Annotated in this window: 17 protein-coding genes and 5 tRNA genes; 1 reads left to right on the forward strand and 21 read right to left on the reverse strand. The window is 31.4% G+C overall.

All coding sequences use genetic code 11. The features are described 5' to 3' along the window. Positions 1–20: 20 nt before the first annotated feature. The 19 genes from GN138_RS14290 to GN138_RS14380 form a co-directional block, all read right to left on the reverse strand. Positions 21–93, reverse strand: a tRNA-Trp gene (locus GN138_RS14290). A gap of 62 nt (positions 94–155) precedes the next feature. Beyond that, positions 156–1,343, reverse strand: coding sequence for an elongation factor Tu (gene tuf, locus GN138_RS14295; protein WP_157364683.1), 1,188 nt, complete (start codon positions 1,341–1,343; stop codon positions 156–158). Between the two features lie 73 nt (positions 1,344–1,416). After that, positions 1,417–1,488: transfer RNA gene (locus GN138_RS14300), tRNA-Thr, on the reverse strand. Between the two features lie 68 nt (positions 1,489–1,556). Further along, positions 1,557–1,629: transfer RNA gene (locus GN138_RS14305), tRNA-Gly, on the reverse strand. Between the two features lie 135 nt (positions 1,630–1,764). After that, positions 1,765–1,846 (reverse strand) — tRNA-Tyr (locus GN138_RS14310). 73 nt (positions 1,847–1,919) lie between these two features. Next, positions 1,920–1,993: transfer RNA gene (locus GN138_RS14315), tRNA-Thr, on the reverse strand. 115 nt (positions 1,994–2,108) lie between these two features. Continuing rightward, the gene (gene hpf, locus GN138_RS14320; RefSeq protein WP_157364684.1) at positions 2,109–2,411 is read right to left on the reverse strand and encodes a ribosome hibernation-promoting factor, HPF/YfiA family; all 303 of its coding nucleotides are present in this window, start codon (positions 2,409–2,411) and stop codon (positions 2,109–2,111) included. A gap of 83 nt (positions 2,412–2,494) precedes the next feature. Further along, positions 2,495–3,385, reverse strand: a complete 891-nt coding sequence (locus GN138_RS14325) for a tyrosine-type recombinase/integrase (protein ID WP_157364685.1) — start codon at positions 3,383–3,385, stop codon at positions 2,495–2,497. A 111-nt stretch (positions 3,386–3,496) separates the two neighbouring features. Continuing rightward, on the reverse strand, positions 3,497–4,876 hold the full coding sequence (locus tag GN138_RS14330) for an alpha-amylase (protein ID WP_157364686.1): 1,380 nt from the start codon (positions 4,874–4,876) through the stop codon (positions 3,497–3,499). Between the two features lie 194 nt (positions 4,877–5,070). Further along, positions 5,071–6,237 (reverse strand): acyl-CoA dehydrogenase family protein, encoded by a 1,167-nt coding sequence (locus GN138_RS14335; protein ID WP_157364687.1) that lies wholly within the window; start codon positions 6,235–6,237, stop codon positions 5,071–5,073. Between the two features lie 13 nt (positions 6,238–6,250). After that, positions 6,251–7,138 (reverse strand): ComEA family DNA-binding protein, encoded by an 888-nt coding sequence (locus tag GN138_RS14340; protein ID WP_157364688.1) that lies wholly within the window; start codon positions 7,136–7,138, stop codon positions 6,251–6,253. A gap of 19 nt (positions 7,139–7,157) precedes the next feature. After that, entirely contained in the window at positions 7,158–8,753 is a 1,596-nt protein-coding gene (locus GN138_RS14345) for an alanine/glycine:cation symporter family protein (protein WP_157364689.1), read from the reverse strand. Positions 8,754–8,849: 96 nt separating this feature from the next. Next, a complete protein-coding gene (locus GN138_RS14350) occupies positions 8,850–9,872 on the reverse strand; it encodes a potassium channel family protein (RefSeq protein WP_157364690.1) in 1,023 nt (340 codons plus the stop codon). Between the two features lie 6 nt (positions 9,873–9,878). Further along, positions 9,879–10,106: a PspC domain-containing protein gene (locus tag GN138_RS14355; RefSeq protein ID WP_157364691.1), complete on the reverse strand. Its 228-nt coding sequence runs from the start codon at positions 10,104–10,106 to the stop codon at positions 9,879–9,881. A 17-nt stretch (positions 10,107–10,123) separates the two neighbouring features. Further along, positions 10,124–11,395 (reverse strand): DUF2851 family protein, encoded by a 1,272-nt coding sequence (locus GN138_RS14360; RefSeq protein WP_157364692.1) that lies wholly within the window; start codon positions 11,393–11,395, stop codon positions 10,124–10,126. 35 nt (positions 11,396–11,430) lie between these two features. After that, positions 11,431–13,161, reverse strand: coding sequence for a PAS domain-containing hybrid sensor histidine kinase/response regulator (locus GN138_RS14365; protein WP_157364693.1), 1,731 nt, complete (start codon positions 13,159–13,161; stop codon positions 11,431–11,433). Next, complete coding sequence (locus GN138_RS14370) at positions 13,155–14,282, reverse strand: FIST signal transduction protein (protein ID WP_157364694.1); 1,128 nt, start codon at positions 14,280–14,282, stop codon at positions 13,155–13,157. Before GN138_RS14370 ends, GN138_RS14365 begins: the two co-directional genes overlap by 7 nt. Positions 14,283–14,611: 329 nt before the next feature. After that, on the reverse strand, positions 14,612–15,592 hold the full coding sequence (locus GN138_RS14375; RefSeq protein WP_157364695.1) for a PLP-dependent cysteine synthase family protein: 981 nt from the start codon (positions 15,590–15,592) through the stop codon (positions 14,612–14,614). 187 nt (positions 15,593–15,779) lie between these two features. Continuing rightward, on the reverse strand, positions 15,780–17,012 hold the full coding sequence (locus GN138_RS14380) for an ABC transporter permease (protein WP_157364696.1): 1,233 nt from the start codon (positions 17,010–17,012) through the stop codon (positions 15,780–15,782). A 9-nt stretch (positions 17,013–17,021) separates the two neighbouring features. Here GN138_RS14380 and GN138_RS14385 point away from each other — a divergent pair, with 9 nt between their 5' ends. Further along, positions 17,022–18,332, forward strand: coding sequence for an exo-beta-N-acetylmuramidase NamZ family protein (locus GN138_RS14385; RefSeq protein WP_157364697.1), 1,311 nt, complete (start codon positions 17,022–17,024; stop codon positions 18,330–18,332). A 306-nt stretch (positions 18,333–18,638) separates the two neighbouring features. Here the strand turns inward: GN138_RS14385 and GN138_RS14390 are convergent, their stop codons facing one another. Beyond that, on the reverse strand, positions 18,639–19,541 hold the full coding sequence (locus GN138_RS14390; RefSeq protein ID WP_231743089.1) for a glycerophosphodiester phosphodiesterase: 903 nt from the start codon (positions 19,539–19,541) through the stop codon (positions 18,639–18,641). Further along, positions 19,504–20,346 (reverse strand): sterol desaturase family protein, encoded by an 843-nt coding sequence (locus GN138_RS14395; RefSeq protein ID WP_157364698.1) that lies wholly within the window; start codon positions 20,344–20,346, stop codon positions 19,504–19,506. The genes GN138_RS14390 and GN138_RS14395 overlap by 38 nt, the downstream gene beginning before the upstream one ends. Positions 20,347–20,348: the final 2 nt, after the last annotated feature.

Consider the following 20,348-nt stretch of genomic DNA (forward strand, 5'->3'; position numbering starts at 1 on the left):
AACAACCTATATTTAAATTGCACGGGTTGAGAGACTCGAACTCACGACACCTGGTTTTGGAGACCAGTGCTCTACCAACTGAGCTAAACCCGTAAACAATAATCAAGGCATCCCGAATTCTCAGGACACCTTAATTAATTATCTAAGTATTTTATTTAGTCTAAAATTTCAGTAACTTGACCAGCACCAACTGTTCTACCACCTTCACGGATAGCGAAACGTAAACCTACGTTCATTGCAATTGTGTTAATCAACTCAACAGTGATTGTTAAGTTATCACCAGGCATTACCATTTCAACTCCATCAGGAAGCGCAATGTTTCCTGTTACGTCCGTTGTACGTACGTAAAACTGTGGACGGTAGTTATTATGGAATGGCGTGTGACGACCACCTTCTTCTTTTTTAAGGATATAAACCTCAGCCTTAAATTTAGAGTGTGGTGTTACAGAACCAGGCTTAGTAATTACCATACCTCTTGAGATTTGAGTTTTCTCAATACCTCTTAATAAGATACCTGCATTATCACCAGCTTCACCTCTATCTAAGATTTGACGAAACATTTCAATACCAGTAATTGTAGATGTTAATTTTTCAGCACCCATACCGATAATCTCAACAGGATCTCCTGTATTAGCTACACCAGTTTCAATACGACCAGTTGCAACAGTACCACGACCTGTAATTGAGAATACATCTTCGATTGGCATTAAGAACGGCTTATCCATATCACGAACTGGCTCTTCAATCCAAGCATCTACTTGATTCATTAATTCCATTACGGTATCAACCCACTTTTGCTCACCATTAAGTGCACCTAAAGCAGAACCTGCTACTACAGGACCATTATCACCATCATATTCATAGAATGATAATAAATCTCTAACTTCCATTTCAACTAACTCTAACAACTCTTCATCATCAACCATATCCACTTTATTCATGAATACAACGATACGAGGAATTCCTACCTGGCGACCAAGTAAGATGTGCTCACGAGTTTGTGGCATTGGACCATCTGTTGCAGCAACAACTAAAATAGCACCATCCATTTGAGCAGCACCTGTAACCATGTTCTTTACGTAATCCGCGTGACCTGGACAGTCAACGTGAGCGTAGTGACGATTAGCCGTTTGGTACTCTACGTGAGATGTATTAATTGTTATACCTCTTTCTTTTTCTTCTGGTGCGTTATCGATAGTATCGAAATCTCTTGCCTCAGATAAACCTGCATCAGCTAATACTTTAGTAATAGCAGCAGTTAAAGTTGTTTTACCGTGATCTACGTGTCCAATAGTACCAATGTTTAAGTGTGGTTTTGAACGATCGAAAGTTGCCTTTGCCATGTTTAATTTATTTTATTCTTTTTAATATTAGTGTTCAATTGTAATATCCTAAAATACGCTTAGAAATATAAAGAGCCAATGACGAGATTTGAACTCGTGACCTCTTCCTTACCAAGGAAACGCTCTACCCCTGAGCTACACCGGCTTTTCATTTACGATAGCCGATTTCGAATTACGATATAAAAGTCTAATCTTAACTCGTAAATTTATTAGAGCGAGAGACCGGGTTCGAACCGGCGACATTCAGCTTGGAAGGCTGACGCTCTACCAACTGAGCTACTCTCGCATTTATCAAAACTTTTACGTTCTGAAAGGTTTTCAATATTTCAAAATGCAGATTAAAATCTAATCCACATCTATAGTCTTTTTCGCAATAGTTTTGCAAAAGTAAACATTTTACAACTAGAACCGAAAATTTTTGTGGGGAGAGCAGGATTCGAACCTGCGAAGACATAGTCAGCAGATTTACAGTCTGCCCTCGTTGGCCGCTTGAGTATCTCCCCTAAAATCAAATTTCAAGATTTCAAATGTATAAAAATTTATTTCTTTTCAAACAAAAAAAACAAACTTTTAAAGAGCCGATGGAGGGACTCGAACCCACGACCTGCTGATTACAAATCAGCTGCTCTAGCCAGCTGAGCTACATCGGCTTTTAATCCTTTTTTACCGTCTAAAATTGACTTAAAAAAAGCCCGCTATTTCTAACGGACTGCAAAGGTAAAACAATATTTAATTATTCAAAACATTTTTTGAAAAATTTTTCATCTAACTATGTGCTCTTAACTTTTCCTTTCTTTTTTTTATTTGTCTACCCAAAGAGGCAATCGCAGCATCTGCGCCCTCTTCAAAAGATTTACACTGCTTTTTCACAACAAAACTATCTCCTGGAACACTTAATTTTACCTCAAAAATTTTATTTTCTTTATCACTTGTGTTTTCAACTTTTAAATATACATCTGACTGAATTATTTTATCATAAAACAATTCTAATTTGTCCATTCGCCTCTGTATGAATTCAATAAGTGAACTATCGGCTGTAAAATTTACGGATTGGGTGTTTACTTTCATATATTTCATTTTAAGTTAAACTTATATACTAAATCTTCTATTTAGTACAACATCTGTGTATACTAACCAAAATAAGCTCTAAGTCATCTTCTGTTTCTAGGGTGTGCTTTTGCATGTACTTTTTTCAATTCGTTTATACTATTATGTGTATAAACTTGAGTTGCCGCTAAACTTGTATGGCCAAGCAATTCTTTAACTGTATTTAAATCTGCCCCTTGGTTTAATAAATGTGTGGCAAATGAATGTCTTAGTACATGAGGACTACATTTTGCTTTAGTTGATGCTTCACTAAAATACTTATTTATTATTCTGTAAACAAGCTTTTCGTAAATTTTAAGACCTTTTTTAGTTAAAAACAGAAGGTCTTTATCTTCTATTATAGGTAAACTATCCCTGTATTCTAAATATTTGTTTAACGACTTTAGTACTCCTTCTATTAAAGGAATATATCTTTCTTTATTACGTTTTCCTAAAACCTTAATTTGTCTATTACTTCTATTAATATCTTCTAACTTTAAATTTACAAGCTCTATGCGTCTTATACCAGTGGCATAAAATAACTCTATAATAAATTGATTTCTTGCGGTTTCAAAATCTACAACTTCTATTGAATTATCTAATACAGTTTTTAGTTCATTAGGAGAAAAGGGTAATTGTACTTTTTTACCCACTTTTAAAGCTTTATGTTTTTTAAGGGGATTTACGTCTAATTCATTAGTTTTTAATAAAAAATTATAATACGTATTTAATGAAGAGACTTTTCTATTTATTGTTCGGGTTGAAATATCTTTATCTACCAATTCTACAATCCACTGTCTAATTTCGGAATAGCCAATCTCTGTTAAGATTTGAGTATCATGATTTTGATTTAAAAATAGTTGGAAACTTTCAATATCTCTAGTATATGCTACAACCGTGTGCTTAGAATATTTTTTCTCTAGTAAAAGATAATCGGAAAAAGCGCTTAAACTCATTAGTTTCTTTTGATGAACTTTAAATATAACTATTACTTATTTTAAATTTTACATTTTAAATTAAAAAATCCTGCGTAAGAGCAGGATTTTTAAAATATTCTTAGAAACATCTTACTTAGTAGACCATACAGAATAACTTTTTGGTGGTGCTTGTATTTTTACCCATTTACCATATTGTGTTGTTGGTTCCCAAGTAGAGTGACCAGTATAATCTTTTATTACGGTATTGGACCAATTGGTTTCTATCCATCTTTCTTGCCAAAAATCTGAATTATTGATATAGACCACAAGCCCTGAATTATTATAACCATTTCTTCTGGCAATATATTCATCTGTATCTGCGTGTAAAATATTTGTTGAACCACCTGCTAAGTTATTATGTATCCAAATTAGGTTGTTCATTCTTTCCTTATTTAACCATTCTTCATAATCTTTATAAAATATAGTTGGATATCCTTCGTGAGTTAGTATGTATGCATAAGCTAAAATTTTATTATTTATTATTTCATCGGTATCATGATTTGTTACAAAAGTTACAGCTCTAGAGGCATTTTGCTTCCATAACATATCGTCATTAAGCGCAGCCAAATTATTTCCCATAAAGGCATCTTTCATTTTATAATAGCACGCAAAATCAAAAGCACTTGCTTCTGCAGAACTCGTCCATGAATTTAATAATGAAACGTTACTATCCCAAAGTTCACCTACAGAAAAACCACCTACTTCATCTTTCCAAGCTTTTACAACCCAAGGATCAAAACCTTTTACATAATCAAAACGCCAGCCATCAAAACCAATAACATCTTTATAATATTTGGCTACACTATTAGAGTTTCTCCATAACCAATCTTGAACGTAAGTTTGATTATGACATAAATCTGGAAAGCCTCCAAAAGCTCCACTATCATTATTTTGAATATTATTTGGGTGAAAATCTGTTGCAGAACGATAAAACATACCTGAAAGTGGATTAAAATCTGTCCAAGTATTGCCGCCTGCATAAGGATTAGATTCACTAGCTCCTCCACTGTTATGATTTATTACAATATCTGCGATAACACTTAATTGATTTTGATGTGCGGTATCTACCATATTAATTAATTCTGTTCTAGAACCGAAACGTGTTTCTATACTACCCATTTGGTTATATTCTCCAAAATCATAATAATCGAATGGATCATAACCCATAGAGAAAGGTCCATTTTGTGCCTTTGATGCTGGAGGAATCCAAATGGCATCAATACCTGCACTGCTCCAATCTGGAATTTTAGAACTTATTGTGTTCCACCATGTGCCACCAGCAGGAACGTCCCAATAAAAGGCCTGCATCATTACACCAGAACCTATTTGTTTTAGGTTTAAGGCTTTTGCATTAGAGATTTCTAATTCCGTTGGTTGATTAAGATGTTCTTCTGAAAGAACTTCATCTTGACTACAATTAAATAGGATTAGCATTATACATGCCAATACAATACGTTTTAAATTTATCATAATATAAGTTGTTGATTATACCTAAATCTACAGTAATAAGAGTTTTAAGCAAAGTTACATTTATAACGAAATCGTTTTCGTGTTGATAAATTCTAAAAATATCTTAGATAAAATAGCTATAACACAAAAAACCTATCAATTTATTGATAGGTTTTTAATTATTATAAGATAAATCTTATTTATTTATATAATTCTTAAGTAGCTGGTTTATAATCCTTATTATCAATCACCATTTTAGCAATAATTTCTTTTAGAATTTCTGATGTGCCTCCACCAATTGGCCCTAAACGACTATCTCTTGCCATACGTGCTAATGGATATTCTTCCATAAAGCCATATCCGCCTAAAAATTGTAAGCATTGATAAATTACATCATCTGCCATTTTTGTAGATTGTAGTTTAGACATGGTAGCCTCTTTTACCACATATTCTCCCATATCTAAACGTTTAGTTACGTAATAATTAAATTGTTTACAGATTTCCATTTGTGTTTCGCAATCTGCATATGTATGTCTTAAGGCTTGAAACTTATCAATTGTTCTTCCAAAAGCTGTTCTTTCAGACATGTATTGTTTGGCGTACTCTAAAGCATATTCTGCTCTAGCATGCGCATTAACACCCATTATTAACCTTTCTAAAGCAAAATGTTGCATTATATAAGGAAAACCTTGATTTTCTTTTCCCATTAAATTAGTTGCCGGAATGACTACATTATCAAATGCAATTTCACCTGTATCTGATGCTTTCCATCCTAATTTATCTAATTTAGTAGCTGAGATACCATCAGTATCTCTGTCCATAACAAAAATACTAATCCCTTTATTTCCAAGTTCTGGATTTGTTTTAGCAGCGACCACTAAATAATCGCTGTATACTCCGTTTGTTATAAATGTTTTAGAACCATTAATGACAAAGGTATCTCCTTTTCTTACAGCTGTTGTTCGCATACCTGCTACATCACTTCCACCAAAAGGTTCTGTAATACAAAGACAACCAATAGCATCACCTAAAGCACTTGGAATTAAATATTTTTCTTTTTGCTCGTGATTACCTTCTTTGTTAAGATGTGTCATTGCTAAATAAGCATGCGCCCACATTGCTGCGGCAAATCCACCAGAATTAATACGTTGTAATTCTTCAAGAAAGATAATGGTATAAAATAAATCTAAATCTAAACCTCCATAAGCTTCTGGAGTAGCCAAACCGAAGTAACCCATTTCACCAAATTTTTTCCAAATAAAACGTTCTATATAACCCGTTTCTTCCCATTTGTTAATATGTGGTACAACTTCTTTTTTTAAGAATTCCCTAAGGCTTTCTCTAAATAAATTGTGCTCTTCAGTAAAATATAAATTAGACATAAATTGTTGTTTGTTATAGGTGCAAATATAACTTAATTATATCTATTTTTTTGATTGGAAAATCCTCAACTTTTAATAAATCATCTAAAGATTTAAAGCCATCTCTTAGTGTACGCTCTTCTATAATATGATGCGCAATTTCGTAATCTATATACTGTATTGTAACTAATTGGTCTCTAGTTGCTGAATTAAGATTATAGCTTTTTATAACTCTAGGTGTTTTAACCGTAAAATCAATTTTAATGCGTTCAATAACTTCTGGTGTTAAACCATAAATTTCATTAAGTTGAACATCTGAAATAAACCCTCCTTTATATTTATTTCTATATTTAATTATACGTTGTGACAACTTCTCTCCTATGCCATATACTGTTTGTAATTGCTTAGCTGATGCTAAATTTAAATCTATCTTTTGTTGAAACGTTTTTGGCTTTTTAGAGTTTGAATATGTATTGCTAATTCCTTGAGACTTTGGTTTAGGATTGGTAACCCATTCTGGAAATTTAAAATAAGGTGAAATTATTGATAAAACAGAATCTGAAACTTTTGTAATGTTTTGAAAATCTTTAGCTGAATTAACCCATTGGTTTGAAGCCCTAAACTTATGAAGTCTATCGATTTGTTCATTAGTCATTCCTAAAGTATAACCTTTATAATCTGTAATGTAGTTTGGATTAAATGGATAAATTTTAGGTTTTCTATTTTCTATTTCAACCAAGCGTAAAGAATCTACCTCTTTTCTAAATAAATTAATTTGGTTTGTTATTTCTGGAGTCTCCTTTACCGAAACTGAGAAAATATTATGACCAAACCAATACAGACACTGAATAAATACTATAAGCGCGAGCAATAAAAAAATCCCATTCCGTTGTTGATTAGTAAACTGGAAATGGGATTTCATATTATATATATTAATTTATTTATGCTTTTTTCTCCTTTATTGCATTCATATATTTATTAAGCTCACCTTTTACTTTAGGTGCTAAAAGAACTAAACCAACCATGTTAGGAACCATCATAGCAAAAATCATTGCATCTGAAAATCCAATTACAGATCCTAAACTAATTGAAGCACCAACGATTACGAACAAACAGAATAACACTTTATAAACATATTCTGTTTTTCTTGTTCTTCCAAATAAAAATGCCCAACCTTGGTAACCATAATAAGACCAAGAAATCATTGTACTAAAAGCAAATAGCACAACTGCTACAGTAAGTACATAAGGGAACCAAGATATTACAGATTCAAATGCTCCAGAGGTTAATAAAATGGCATCTGCATCACTTAAACCTGCGTTAGCAGAAGTTACATTACCTGTAATTACTAAAACTAAAGCTGTCATTGTACAAACCACAACTGTATCTATAAAAGGCTCTAACAATGCTACTAAACCTTCGGATGCCGCATATTTTGTTTTTACTGCGGAGTGTGCAATGGATGCAGAACCTACACCAGCTTCATTTGAAAAAGCTGCTCTTCTAAACCCTTGCACTAATACACCTATAGCACCACCTGCTACACCTTCTGGACTAAATGCACCTTCAAATATTTGAACGAAAGCATCTCCTACCAATCCAAAATTAGCAAAAATCACAAACAAGGAAGCTGCTACATATATAACAACCATAAAAGGTACAATTTTATCTGTAACCTTGGCAATTTTCTTAATACCACCAATAATTACAATGGCTACTAATATTGACATTATTAAACCAAATACCCAACGGTACCCATTCATAAAAGATTCTTCTCCACCAGTCATATGCTCAAATAATTGAGCTGCTTGATTAACTTGAAACATGTTACCACCACCAAATGATCCTCCGATAACAAACACAGCAAATATACTTGCTAAAACTTTTCCTAATCCATCTAAACCTCTAGACTTTAAGCCTTTTCTTAAGTAGTACATTGGACCTCCATAAACGGTTCCATCCTCATCAATATCTCTATACTTTACCCCAAGTGTACACTCTACAAACTTAGAAGCCATACCAAGAAAACCTGCTATAATCATCCAAAATGTTGCTCCTGCTCCACCTACAGAAACAGCAATAGCTACACCTGCAATGTTTCCTAAACCAACGGTTGCTGATAAAGCTGCGGTTAATGCTTGAAAGTGAGACACCTCACCTTCATGGTCTTCTATTGCAATAGTTTCTATATTATCTCCTCCTGGTGTAGCATCACCTGCTCCTACTAAAGATTCGTGATGATCGAGACCATCATATTTCCCTCTTACTATATTAACTGAAGTAAAAAATCCACTAAAATTGATAAACTTAAAATAAATTGTAAAATACAATGCCCCTAAAATTAATGGAAAAAGTACCCAAAATACTTTTACACCTCCTCCAAAATCAATTTGATAAAATATGGCATTAACAAACCAACCTGTAACGCTTCCAAAAGCGTTGTCTATTTTTTGGTCGATGCCAATTTCTTGTGTCTCTTGAGCAAAGTTTAATAACGGTAAAATAAGGGTAAAAAATGATAGAAGATATTTCTTCATGAGTAAGGGATGTTAGTTAGTTTTATTATTAAAGCTGACAAGATGCTAAAAATTATTTAATTTTTAAAGCCATAGATGTTAAAAACATTGCTTTCTTTAACCAATATTGTATTCTAAATTTAGTTTTTGTATTTGTTCTGGTCGTCCTAAAACTATAATTTTAGAACCCGGTATCAATTGAGTATCAGCCTCGGGATTAACTACATATTCACCTTTATCGTCCTTAAATCCTATAACTGTACAGCCCGTTTTTTTTCGAAGGTCAAGTTCACTTATTGTTTTTAATTCTTTTAAGTTATAAAGTTGTTCAACTTTAACTTCTTCAATATTAATATTTCGTTCTCCCACTATACCTAAATTATCTATAAATTCTATTAAATCTGGTATAACTACTAAAGAAGCCATATGATCTCCTCCTATTCTATCTGGTAATATAACATTGTTAGCACCTGCTAGTTTTAATTTTTCATACGACGTTTCTTGAGATGCTCTACTAATTATACACATCTCCTTATTTATTTGTCTTGCAGAGAGTACAACAAATAAATTATCTGCATCATTTGGTAAAGCACTTATTAATGTATTTGCTTTTTCTACACCTGCTTCGATTAAAATTTCGTCTTCATTAGCATTACCTAATACAAAAGGAATATTATCTTCTTGAAATTTTTCAATAATTTCTTTATCTCTTTCAATAATAACGAAGGGTTTGTTGTATGCTATTAATTTTTTGGCTGCTTGTTTTCCGTTACGTCCATAGCCACAAATGATAATATGGTTAGACATGGCTTCTATCTTCTTCTGCATTTTACGTTGTTTTATGTCTTCAAAATTATTTCTACTTAAAATAAATTCTGTTATAATAGATATGGCGTAACCAACAATTACTACACTAGCTAAAATAAGAAATATTGTAAAAATTTTTGATTCTGTATCTAATGGGTTAACCTCTGCAAACCCAACGGTAGTAGTTGTTATAACTGTCATATAAATGGCATCTAACCAATCGTAACCCGAAATAAATTTATATCCAAAAACACCAACAGTCATTAAAAACACAAGCATCATTATTGCTGTGTATATTTTAGATCTATATAGTCTTAGTAGTGGATTATCCATTAGTTATTATAAGTCGAAAACCGAAGAGCGTTTAGTATAAATAATATCTTTTATTCGCATCCAAAATGCCAAAAAAACATAGAGTGCAAAACCAAAACCAACGGTTACAAAGGTGAGATACATAAATGAAGTTCTTACAATTTTGGCTCTAATACCTAAACGGTCTGCAATACGTTGGCAAACGTAGTAGCCTCGTTTCTGAAAATATAATAGTAAGTTGTAAGACTTATTCATACCGCAAGTTAATTAATTTACTTTACAATTAAGCTATTGCCAATGGCACATTGTAAGCATTTATTTTTATCGCAATAACTGTGCTTTAACTGCAACAATGCTTGTGAGTTTAATGCATTTTTATCTATTGCTTTTAAATCTAAAAATTTAGAAACTATACTATTGTTTTCTATTTTAATTTCTTTAATCAGTTGAAACACTTCTTCTTCTATGGATTTACCTTGTGCCTTAGCGTAACTAAATTTTAAGGGAATTAATGTATTTATAATGAGTAAATCTATAAATGATTTTGTCAATAATTTTTTAAATGCTTTTGAAGTTTTAGAAAACGTATAATGCGTGCTCCAATAGGTGGTAACTCCTATATTAAAAAATTCATAAAATTCTTCCTTTCTTTTAAATTGCATTACTTGAGAAAACAAATTCTGTTTTAAACTATACAGATTAGCAAATTGAGATAGTCTAATGGTAGGGAAATTTGGAGGTCTTAACCTAAAGAATTGCAATGGTAAGACACCTTGATTGTTAAGTTTAAATTTTTGTTTTAAAAATCCGTAGCGATGATTTAAATCTAAATAATAGGCATCTTCAATATTTTCATCTAATAATAAACGAGATTGCCCAAAGAGCAATGCCTCAAGGTCTAAAACATTACTTTTTACTTTCCTTATAATTGAAAAATCTATTGAATTAGCTAAAGTTAAAAATGATTCTCCATTAACTTTTAATCCAAAATTCTTCAAAATCATTTTAAAAAGTACGGCTTCCCAATCGTTATTAGACGCTTTTAATTCTTGTTTAATTCTCTCAGATTTTTGTTCTAAGCGTTCTATATACAAACGCTCTAACCAATTGTTAAATATGAAATTATTTATTTCAGAAAAATTAGATTCGCAATTAATCCAAGATTTTGATTGTAAAAGTTTTTGATATTGATGTAGTAAACTTAAATCAACAACATGTTTTAATTCTAAAGTAGGGATTACGGAGTTATCTTTTCTAAATATTTCTGTATCATGCTCCCAAACCACGTGCAAAATTACATTATCGTATGCCTTATCTGTTTCGTGATTATGCACATACCAATCTGAAGATTTTAAATGGATTTCTACATTTCCAGCCCATAATTGCTGACCAATATTGAGTTGTGCATTAAAAAAATCTGGACCAGCATTGTGATTGTGCTGACCTAAATTTAAAATTTGAATAGATTCTTTATTTGTTGTAATTAAAATAGAAGAATCAAAAGCTTTATGTTTCCAGATATAATGAAGAAAATCTTCTTGCATTTACCGAAAATAATAAAAACTTTAGTGATAAAAAATCAAATAGCATATTGTTTCTTATGGCAGTAGAAATTTAAAAGCTCATGTAATTCGTTTACATCAAATGGTTTACTTAGATATCCATTCATTTTGTAACGCTCTATTTTTTCTTTTACTTCTTCTTTTGTAAATGCAGATAATGCCACAATTGGTATGGTAGATTTGCTAGAATCGTTCATTTTTCTAATCACTTTAGTGGTTTCATAACCATCTAAAACTGGCATTTGTAAATCCATTAAAATAACGTCAAAATCTTTTGCTGCATGCAAATCTAACGCCTCTTGACCATTTTTTGCTATTTGGTAATCCACTTGCCATCGTCTTAGCAACTTAGTCATTACCAAAATATTAATGGTATTATCCTCTGCCAAAAGTACGTTTAAATTTATGGGTTGTGTTTTAGCACTACTATCAGCAATCTCAGTAGTTAACATCTTAGAGTGTTTAAAATCTATCTCAAACCAAAATTTAGAACCAAAACCTATTTTACTTTCTAACTGTAGCTCACTATTCTGAATTTTTAGAAGTTGTTTACTAATATATAAACCTAGACCAGAGCCACCATATAAGGCTGTTGTATCTTCTGTTGCTTGTACAAAGCTTTTAAAAATATCTTTTTGCTTATCATATGAAACACCTATACCAGTATCAATAACACTAAATCTCACTGTAGTAGTTTGATTGACTGATTTCACCTTTTCTATTCTAAAAACAACACCTCCTTTGTGTGTAAACTTAATTGCATTGCTCAGTAGATTTTTTAAAACTTGAGACAATTTTAGCGGATCACCAACTAACATTGCTGGTATTGCACTTTCTATTTCTACATTTAAACTTAAATTTTTACTTATTGTTGCTTGTTTAAAGTGGTGTTTAATATTCTGAATTAGTTCTATAAAATTAAAGTCTTTTTTCTTTATTTCAATGTCTTCAGATTTATACTTGTTAAGGTTTAACAAATCGTTTATTAACCCTAATAAATGTTCACTTGAATATTTTAAAACTTCAAGATTCTCTAACTGAGATGGCAAATAATCTTCTAATAATAAAATATCAGACATGCCTATAACAGCATTTAAAGGTGTTCTTATCTCATGAGACATAGTAGATAAAAAAGCATCTTTAGTTTTATTGGCTTGCTTTAATTCAATTTCTATTTCTTTTAGCTTAGTAATATCCATTAAGGTACCAATTGCGCCATCTGGTAAACCTTTTAAGCAATACGTAGGTGTTAATTTTAATTCTACCCAAATTTTTTCACCTTTAGGTTTAACAAATTGAAAAATTAAGTTAAAATCTTCATTTCCTTTTTTAAGTATCTTAGATATTTTTAACTGTTCCTTGTGGTTAACGCCTATAAGTAGTTCTTTATAATTTTTATTTAGCACTTCTTTTACAGAAAGCCCAAACATATCTTGTGATGCTTTATTAATGTACTTAAAATCTCCATTAATATCTGTTTTAAAAATGACGCCATCAATATTGTTTACAATAGTATTTAATCTAGATTCTACATTAAATATCTCAGATTTTAACGCTTTGTTGGCTACATAAAGTTCATTGGAGCTTTTTTCTAAAATATTCTCCACATGTTTTATATCCTCATCAAAATCTTCATATGCTTGATTAACTGCATTAAAAAAATCTTTAAATTTTTCGAGTTCAATTTGATTAAAGCCTGCTTTACTTATTTGACGTCGTAGTAACCTATGTTTTGTTGTTTCTAACATTCTGATAAAGTTGTGACAGTCATTGTCTGGTTATGTAATTCACAAGGTGACGAATTTCCAGATGGTGCAATTTCACCAAAGGAATAAAACCCGGTTATTTTTGGGTGTTTACCTAATACTTCTTCTACGGCTTCTACCTCTTCTTCTACCAGTTGTTTTAGTAATAAACGACGCCCAACACAACTTACTAAAATTGCTAATTCTGGTTGTTGCGTAATTGTGTTTATGGCTGATTTTGCAGAATTTTCTGCACCTTTTATTAATCTATCTGCATTAGAATTCATTAAGCGTAAAGAAGAACCTACAGGCACATTAGCCGCAAAAACTAAACTATGTTCTTCTTCGTTTATAGCGCGTACAGTCCGCACAACTGGTGTATCTAATTCATTTACACGCATACTAAAAGGAAAGGATAAACCTGAATTTGGAAAAGTGTTAACTTTTTCTCCTAAAAATTTTCGATAGATTTCTGATGCCGGCTGTCCGTCTAGTTCATAGACTATATTTTTTTTAGATTTGGTTACCAACCTGTCTGCACCAAAACTATCCCAACCTCCATTAGAAGCAAAACTAACATTGAGCTCTTGTCCATAAAATCCTAATCCCACAATTTTTTTACCAACTATGTTAGAATTTGCAATAATAAATGCTTCTTTTGAATCTATATTATAACCAGAAAGTCCACCTGTGATGCTGGTATTTTTTAAAATACTTTTTAACCCTGTAACTAAATCTGCTCCATTAACATTAGAACCATCGCTAAACACCAATGCGTGTTTAAGATTCTCATTTTCTAATTGTGAGGCTAAAAATTTACCTGCTTCATAACTTTTATCAATATTAATAATATCAACGGTTGCTATTTTGCAAATTACTTTTTCAAATTCTATTGCAGATAAAGAGACTGTATCATCTGACACTTTACTACCAGATATTTCTCCTGCTGTTGAGCATCCTACCAGAAGTGCATTTGGATAACGCTCTTGTAATTTAGAGACTAAAGCTCTCTTAGATTTAAATAAAAGTGAAACAAATAATAATATAAGATTAGGTTGTATCTCAATAGTATCTATATCACCACTCCAATTTTCTCCAGTTAGGGATAACTGTTCTACTTTCATAGATGTTTAGGTTAAATTGACTTAGGTTTGGGGTATGCATTTTATCGTTAAAAAAATACATTTCAGCGAATATATGATAAATATATTATAACAACAGCATTATTTTTAAGAAAAATAATTTACGAAAATTAGATTCCCAAATAAATATAGCAATCAATAATTGTATTTCTATTATAATATTTATGCTGAAAAACTTAGTTTTTCAATAAATTAAAAACTAATTCTCATTGTTTTAAAAATTACTTTAACTCATGTAAGAGCATAAAAAAACACTCAATATTGAGTGTTTCAAATTATTTAAACTGCTATAATATATTATTTATAAACATCTAATCTATATAACCCATTTGGCGCATCCAATCATCATTAAACATTTTACCAACATAACGACTGCCGTGATCATGAAATAAAACTACTACGACATCTTCTGGTTTAAAATGTTCTTTTAATTGTAATACTCCTTTAATAGCAGAACCTGCTGAGTTTCCTAAAAACATACCTTCTTCTTTTGCTAATTTTTGCGTATAGACACAGGCATCCTTATCTGTAACTTTTGTAAACCCATCAATTAAGCTAAAATCTACATTTTTCGGTAAAATATCTTCGCCAATACCTTCAGTTACATAAGGATAGATTTCGTTTTCATCAAAAATTCCAGTTTCGTGATATTTTTTAAAAACAGAACCATAAGTATCTACTCCCCAAACTTTAATATTAGGGTTTTGTTCTTTTAAATATTTACCAACACCAGAGATTGTGCCACCAGTACCAACACCAACCACAAAGTGCGTAATTTTACCTTCGGTTTGTTTCCAAATTTCCGGACCTGTACTTTCGTAATGTGCTTTTGTGTTACTTGGATTATCATATTGGTTTACGTACCAAGAATTTGGTATTTCTTCACCTAATCGTTTTGAAACTGAATAATAACTACGTGGATCATCTGGTTCTACAGCCGTTGGGCAAACAATAACTTCTGCGCCTACAGCACGCATAATATCTACTTTCTCTTTAGATTGTTTATCTGCCATTACAAAAATGCATTTGTAACCCTTTACAATGGCTGCCAAAGCTAATCCCATCCCAGTATTCCCTGAAGTCCCTTCTATAATGGTTCCTCCTGGTTTTAATCTTCCATCCGCTTCTGCATCTTCAATCATCTGCAATGCCATACGGTCTTTTACAGAGTTCCCTGGGTTAAAAGTTTCGTATTTTGCAAGTACCAAACAAGGTAAGTCTTCTACTAGTTTATTCATTTTAACTAGAGGTGTGTTACCTATTGTACCTAATATATTTTCTACGTAATCCATTTCTTTTTGTTATTGTTATACAGGAAAAACATATTCTCCTTTAATATAACTTATAATTATTGCGCCTTATTTAGATGCTCATTATATTGTTGTTTTTTGAAAGTGCAAAAATACGTGAAAAGTTAAATCTCTAAAGTTAAAAGTACGTTATTATCTTTTTTAACCATTAGTAAAAGATAATTGACAACTAATCAAAACGCATTGCTTTTACAGGTGAAATCTTAGAAATAATTAAAGACGGAATAAGCAACATAAGTAAACAAGCTATGAAGGTACCAATGTTTAACAGCAAAATATAGTCCAAGCTAATATAAACAGGAGCTGTACTAACATAATACGTATCTGGATTAAGCGGAAAGAGCTTTAAATACTTTTGAGCAAATAACAAACCTAAACCAATTAAATTGCCCCAAAAAAGACCCAAACCTATTAAATACGATGCATTATAAAGAAATACTTTTCTTATCGTCCAATTAGAACTACCTAAGGCTTTTAGAATACCTATCATCTGTGTACGCTCTAGAATTAAAACCAATAATGCAGTTATCATATTAATACCAGCTACAACAATCATTATGGCAATTATGCCATACGTGTTGTTGTCAAAAACCTTAATCCATTCAAAAATAGTATAATACTTTTGTGTGATAGAAACGGCATTTAAATTTGAATTTGTATTCTTATAAACAGCTTTGGTTACAGATTCTATATCTGAAAAATCATCAATAAAGACTTCAAAATTGCCCACTTGGTCAGCTTTCCATTTATTAAGACGTTGTACGTGTCGTAAATCTGCGATTAAAAATTTTTCATCGAGTTCTTGAAATCCGGAATTGTAAATACCTACAATTTCAAAATTCATTAATCTTGGTAATTTATTTAACTGCTCACCAAATAAGGTTTGAAATTTATCACCAACCTTAAACCCTAAACGATTGGCTAAATAGGTTGATATTAATACGTTTTCATTTCGTTTTTGTGTATAATCTGGTAGTTGACCTTCTACTAAGAATTCTTTGAAATAGCCCCAATTATAATCTGCTCCTACACCTTTAACTACAACGCCTTCAAAATCAGTTTCGGTTCTAATTACAGCAAATTTAGTTGCAACGGCTTGCACATGATTTATCCCCTCAACATTATTAAAATTAGGATAGAATTCTTGATTTCTTGAAATAGGAACTTGAGACTCATCTGAAGCATTAGTATCATAATTAGTAATCTCAATATGGCCATTAAATGCCACAACTTTATCTCTAATTTTCTGCTGTAAACCTAAACCTGTTGCAATTGCTATGAGCATTACAATAATACCAATAGCAATTGCTGCGATACCAATTTTAATTATTGGTGCCGAAACACTACTTTTATACGTTTTATTGCCAATTATACGTTTAGCTATAAATAACTCAAAATTCAAAATTACTCTATGCTTTTAAAGGTTGTCAAAAATACAGTTTTATTCTCTATAATTATTGGGATTTTCTTCATTACCAATTCTTGTGGAGATAAGACAAAGATAAAAACCAGTGCAACAACACATAAAGACCATAATACTGAAACTGCTTCTAATGGCATCTCTACAACAGGTAAAGGAGAAGCATTGTCCATAAAACCTAACAAAAATACAGATACTAGCATTGTAATAGCTGCCAACAAAACCAAGAAGTATATACCATTATTAAAAAACAAACGCGTAGCTATTGTGGCTAACCAAACTTCCGTAATTTTTAAAGAGAATGCGTATACACATATTGTAGACTCTTTACTTCAGTTGCAGATAAACGTTAAAAAAGTTTTTGCGCCAGAACACGGATTTAGAGGCACAGCAGATGCTGGTGAGCTTGTAAAAGATGGCATAGACACCAAAACGGGTTTACCAATTTATTCACTTCATGGTAAGCATAAAAAACCTACAGCAGCACAACTTAATGATGTAGATTTGATGATTTTTGATATTCAAGATGTTGGCGTTCGGTTTTACACCTACATTTCAACGTTACATTACGTAATGGAAGCGTGTGCCGAACAAAATATTCCGCTTATAGTTTTAGACCGACCAAATCCTAATGGTAATTATATTGACGGTCCTGTTTTAGAAACAGTGCATAGCAACTTTTTAGGTATGCACCCTATTCCTTTAATACATGGTATGACCATAGGTGAATATGCTAAAATGATTAATGGTGAAGCTTGGTTAAAAAACAAAGTGGTTTGCCAACTTACAATTATAGAATTAGACAATTACAATCATGAGGCTTTTTACAATGTACCTATAAGACCCTCTCCTAATTTACCAAACAGCCAATCTATAACTTTATATCCTAGTTTAGGTTTATTTGAAGGTACCAACATTAATGCTGGACGAGGGACTGAATTTCAATTTCAACGTTATGGTGCACCATTCTTAGATAAATCTCATTATAAATTTAGCTATACACCTGTTGCAAATTTTGGCTCTAAATATCCTAAACACAAAAATGAATTATGTTACGGAACTGACCTATCTAAAGAAATAGTGGAAAGACATTTTACTTTAAAGTATATTATGGATGCATATAAGCATTCTACTGATAAATCTAAATTTTTTAATACCTCGAACTTTACGGCACACGCAGGCACAAAAAAACTGCAACAACAAATTGAAGCAGGTTTATCAGAAAGTGAAATTAAAGCCACTTGGCAAGATGATATTGCAGCCTTTAAAATTATAAGGCAAAAATACTTAATCTATAAATAAAGACTTTTTTGATTGGGTATCCACTATTAATTCTTCTTCATTAATAGTTGTTTCTTTTTCTAATTTTGATTCTGAATTATTTTGTAAAGTATATCCTAATAAAAGTGTAAGAATAACAACGAGGAAAATACGGACGATATTTTTAAACATAATAGAAACTATAAACACACTAGGTGTTTGTGATTGTTAGATAAAATAATTTCCCCTCACTATAAACATAAATTTAAAATTTGTTTTTTTATAAAAAATCCTACAAAATGCACAAAAACAAGAAGAAGTGTATACTTTATGCGACTTAACGTAAAACTATAATTTTAAGACATTATTTAAGCGATTTGGATAATCCGTAATAATGCCATCAACCTTCCATTTTATCATTTGCTCCATATCCTTTTCTTCATTAATAGTCCATGGTATTACTTTAAAGTTTTCTGCTTTTAAATTTCTAACCTTTTTTTCATCTAAAAGTTTGTAATATGGGCTTATTATTTCTGGTGATTTTACAATATCTAATTTTGAAATTTTATCCCAAATCTCTTCATGCTCATCAACTAAAAGCGCAATTTCAGTTTTAGGAGATTGTTTTCTTATCTGTCTCAGAATTTTAATATCAAAAGATTGAAGAATTACACGACTCAACATATCATTACGCTTTAATTCATTTAATACTAAAGCCACATAAGTTTTTGGCTCAGGTGTAAAGATGTTATAATAGTCTTGCTCAGATTTAATTTCTATATTAAACTTTACATCAGAATTTTTACGTTTCACTAAATCAAAAACATCGGATAATAAAGGTTTGAAGGTTTTTATTTTCTGTTGCTCCGGAAATCTAGGATGATTTTTTAAACCACAGTCAAATTGCTTAATTTCATTATAATTCATTTTGTATAAATTATAATGTGTTTCTAAAGAATCTGGAATAACTTCACCTTTAGCATCTCGGCAAATTAAGGGATTCATATAAGGTTCATGAGTTACAACAACCTTATTGTCTTTAGAAATAGCAATATCTAATTCTAAAGTTGTAACGCCCAATTCAATCGCTTTTTCAAACGCTGGTATGGTGTTTTCTGGCATTAAACCTCTGCAACCTCTGTGGCCTTGTATATCAATTTGTTTAACTTCAGGATTACAACTAACAACTAATAGCATAAAAAAGAATAATGCGCTAATCTTCAAGATTGGCAGATAATGTTGCTTTTTCATATGGCAAAAAAGGTTGTTTAAGTAAGTGTTTAATGTCGCTATTTTTCACTTCATCAGGAAACACATCTACACCATATATCAATTTTTCGCGATCTAAATACATATAAGTTCCAAAGATACGATCCCAAATACTAAAAATGTTTCCATAATTAGAATCTGTATATGGCAATCTGTAATGATGATGCGTTTTGTGCATATCTGGAGAAATAATAAAATAACTCAATGCTTTATCTAAACCTTTTGGTAATTTAATATTAGCATGTGTAAATTGTGTAAATATTAAAGACATAGCTTGGTACAACATTACCAAGGCTATTGGTGTGCCAACAACTAAAACTCCTAATAACGTAAAACCAAATCTTATTAAGCTTTCAATAGGATGATGCCTATTCGCCGTTGTAGTATCTACGTTATGATCCGTATGATGTACTAAATGAACCATCCATAACGGTTTTACTTTGTGCTCTACATAATGTGCCAAATACGCACCAAAAAAATCTAAAAACAAAACGCCAATAAAAGCATATAACCATAAGGGCATTTCTGGCAACCAATTTATAATACCAAAATTGTTTGCTTTAACCCAATCTGCAGTACCTAAGAGTAAAAACGCTAATGTAAAATTTACAATGATTGTTGTAAGTGTAAAAAATAGGTTGGGTAACGCATGTTTCCATTTTTTATATTTAAACTTAAATAATGGTAATCCGCCTTCTAAAAGCCAAAAAAATGTTAGTCCACCAACTAAAATAAGACTTCGATGTAGAGAAGGAATAGTTTCGAAATAATTAATAATGCTATCCATAA

This window comes from Winogradskyella endarachnes (assembly GCF_009741275.1).
Lineage (GTDB): Bacteria > Bacteroidota > Bacteroidia > Flavobacteriales > Flavobacteriaceae > Winogradskyella > Winogradskyella endarachnes.